Raw genomic sequence first — 3503 nt, forward strand, 5'->3', positions numbered from 1 at the left:
GTCCGTCCGGCCCCGGCCGGTGGCGGGCACCGGCGCCGGGGACCTCCTCCGCTCCCGGCTGCGCCTGCGTGCGGGTGTGTCCGTCCGGCCCCGGCCGGTGGCGGGCACCGGCGCCGAGGGCCTCGCCCGTCCCGGGTCCCGCCCGCGCGCGCATGCGTCCGCCCGGACCCGGCCGGTCGCGGTCACCGGTGCCCTGGTCACCGCTGTCGGGCTGGTGCTGCTGGTGCCGCTCGACACCGGGTGGTCCCCGGCGGACGTGGCCTGGCGGCTGGCGCTGGCCGGTGTGGGGATGGGGCTGAACGGCGGCCCGGCCCAGGCGCTGGTCCTGGGGGCCGCCCCAGCGGACCGGGCCGCGACCGTGGGGGCCACCGTCCAGCTCGCCCGCGGCCTCGGCTTCACCCTCGGCCCCGCCCTGGCCACCGCGGCCGGCGCCGGCACCGGCGTGACCGCCGGGCTCGTCCTGGCCGCCACGGCCGCCTGTCTCGCCGTACCCCTGCTCGCCCTGCCCGGGCGACGGCCCTCCGCCGTGCCCGGCACGTCCACCGACGCGGCGCCCGCCGCCCGCCCCTGACCGAGGAGCCGTATCCGTGTGCGGAATCACCGGCTGGGTGTCCTTCCACAGCGACGCCCGCACCCACGCCACCGTCATCGAGGCGATGACCGCCACCCTCGCCCCGCGCGGCCCCGACGCGAGCGGCGTCTGGCTCGGCGAGCACGCCGCGATCGGCCACCGCCGGCTCGCCGTCATCGACCCGGAGGGCGGCGGCCAGCCGATGACGGACCGGCCCGACGAGCCGACCGTCGTGCTCGGCTACAGCGGCGAGATCTACAACCACCACGAACTCCGCGCCGAACTGAGGGGCCTGGGACACGAGTTCCGTACCCGCAGCGACACCGAGGTGGTGCTGCGCGCCTACGCCCAGTGGGGCGACGCGCTGGCCGGCCGGCTGGAGGGCATGTTCGCCTTCGCCGTCTGGGACGAGCGCGCGCAGCGGCTGCTGCTGGTCCGCGACCGCCTCGGCGTCAAGCCGCTCTTCTGGGCCGCCGTCGACGGCGGCCTGGCCTTCGCCTCCGAACCCAAGGCCCTGTTCGCCCACCCGGAGATCCGGCCCCGCGTGGACGCGGACGGGCTCCGGGAGGCGTACAGCCTGCTGTTCACCACCGGACCCACCGTGTGGTCCGGCGTCCGGGAGGTCGAACCCGGCGGCCTGCTGGTCCTGGACCGCGCCGGTCGCCGCGAACGCCGCTACTGGCAGTTGACCGCCGTGCCCCACACCGACGACCGCGAGGCCACCGTCGCACGCGTCCGCGGCCTCGTCACCGCCGCCGCCCACGGTCAGCTGGAGGCCGACGTCCCGCTGTGCAGCCTGCTGTCCGGCGGCATCGACTCCACCGTCCTGACCGCCCTGCTCGCCGGCGAACTCCGCCGCCGCGAAGGCCCCGACGCCCGCATCCGCTCGTACGCCGTCGACTACCGCGACCAGGCCGAGCGGTTCACCGGGGACGTGCTGCGCACCGGCCACGACACCCCGTACGCCATCGAGGCCGGCGCCTACATCGGCACCGACCACGACACGGTCGTCCTCGACCCGCACGCCCTGCTCGACCCCGAGCACCGCAGGGCCGTCGTCGCGGCCCGGGACTCGCCGATCGGCGTGGGCGACATGGACACCTCGCTGTACCTGCTCTTCGGCGAGATACGACGGCACTCCACCGTCGCCCTGTCCGGCGAGGGGGCCGACGAGGTGTTCGGCGGCTACCCCTGGTTCCACCGCCCCGAGGCCCACGCCGCCGCCACCTTCCCCTGGCTGCTGGTCACCGGCGACGAGGCCGCCATGCCGCTCAACCCCGAACTGGACCTGCGCATCGGCGAGTTCCGGGACGACACCTACCGCAGCGCGCTGGCCGCCGTACCCCACCTGGACGACGAGACCCCGGCCGAACACCGGCTGCGCGAGCTGCAGCACCTGTCCCTCACCCGCTGGCTGCGGCAACTCCTGCACCGCAAGGACCGGTTGAGCATGGCCCAGGGGCTGGAGGTGCGCGTCCCGTACTGCGACCACCGGCTGGTCGAGTACGCCTTCAACGCGTCCTGGTCGCTGAAGAGCTTCGACGGCCGGGAGAAGAGCCTGCTGCGCGCCGCCGGCGCCGGCCTCGCCCCCGGCACGGTCCTGCACCGCCCCAAGAACCACTACCCGGCCACCCACCACCCCGACTACAACCGCGGCTTGCAGGACCTGGCCCGCGACGCGCTCCGCGACGACCGGGTCCGCTCGCTGGCCGACGAGATGCGCGTCAAGCCCTGTCTCGACCTCCCGCCCGAGCAGCTCCCGTGGGGCCTGCGGCTCCGCCTCGAACGGGTCGTCGACCTCGCCCTGTGGCTGGACCACCACCGGCCCGAACTCGCCCTCTGAAGGAGCCCCTTGACCCCGCACGCGTCCCTGCCGGACACCGAACTCCCCGACCCCGTACCGCTGACGGGCTGCCCCTACAAGCGGGACCCCTACCCCCTGTACGCGCGGATGCGCGAGGCCGGCCCGGTCCACCGCGTCCTGTTCCCGAGCGGCGTCCGGGCCTGGCTCGTCACCGGGTACGACGCCGCGCACGCCGCACTGAACGACGACCGGCTCGGCAAGAACCACGACCGGGGCAACGACCGCTGGCGCGCCCGCGCCTCGATCATGCCCGAACCCCAGCACTCCCGGCTCCAGGTGCATCTGCTGCACCAGGACCCGCCGCGGCACACCCGCATGCGGCGCCTCGTGACCGACGCCTTCAGCCCGCGCCGGATCGACCGCCTCACCCCGCGCTTCCAGGAACTGGCCGACCGTCTCGTGGACCGCCTCCCGGCGACCGGACCCGCCGACCTGGTCGACGGCTTCGCCGCGCACTTCCCCTTCCGGGTGCTCGCGGAAGTGATCGGCCTGCCGGGGCGGTCGGCATCCCGCTTCGACCGCGACTGGGGCAAGGTCGTCCAGCCCGTCGGCCCCGCCGACCCCGGCCGGCCGCTGTACGAGGCCCGCCTGCACGGCCTGCAGAGCTACATCGCCGAGATCGTCGCCCACAAGCGCGCGCACCCGGCGGACGACCTGCTCGGCCGGCTGGTCGCGGCCCGCGACCAAGGCGAGCTGACGCGGGAGGAACGGGACTCGATGATCTTCCAGTTGCTCGTCGCCGGACAGGAACCGGTCACCAACCAGATCACCACCGCCCTGGTCGCCCTGCTCCGCCACCCGGCGCACCTCGCCCGGCTGCGCGACGACCCGGGCCTGCTGCCGCGCGCGGTCGAGGAACTCCTGCGCTACGACAGCGCCTTCGAGCTGACCACCTGGCGGTTCTTCGACCGGGACAGCGACCTGTACGGCACGGAGGTCCCGGCCGGCGACTCGGTGATCGTCTCCCTGTGCGCCGCCAACCGGGACCCGCGCCGCTTCCCCGACCCCGACACCCTCGACCTCGACCGCAGCCCCAACCCCCACCTCGCCTTCGGCCACGGCATCCAC

Annotated in this window: 2 protein-coding genes and 1 pseudogene; all 3 read left to right on the forward strand. The window is 75.2% G+C overall.

Annotated elements, in window-relative coordinates; translation table 11 throughout:
• Nucleotides 1-571, forward strand: a pseudogene (locus tag CCN44_RS37785) (hypothetical protein); the annotation flags it as partial.
• A gap of 16 nt (nucleotides 572-587) precedes the next feature.
• Nucleotides 588-2414, forward strand: coding sequence for an asparagine synthase (glutamine-hydrolyzing) (gene asnB / locus CCN44_RS37790; protein WP_086703305.1), 1827 nt, complete (start codon nucleotides 588-590; stop codon nucleotides 2412-2414).
• Between the two features lie 9 nt (nucleotides 2415-2423).
• Nucleotides 2424-3503 (forward strand): cytochrome P450 family protein (locus CCN44_RS37795; protein WP_208639926.1); only part of this gene is annotated, 1080 nt, incomplete at its 3' end.

Source organism: Streptomyces tricolor (genome assembly GCF_002155905.1).
Classification (GTDB): Bacteria; Actinomycetota; Actinomycetes; order Streptomycetales; family Streptomycetaceae; genus Streptomyces; species Streptomyces tricolor.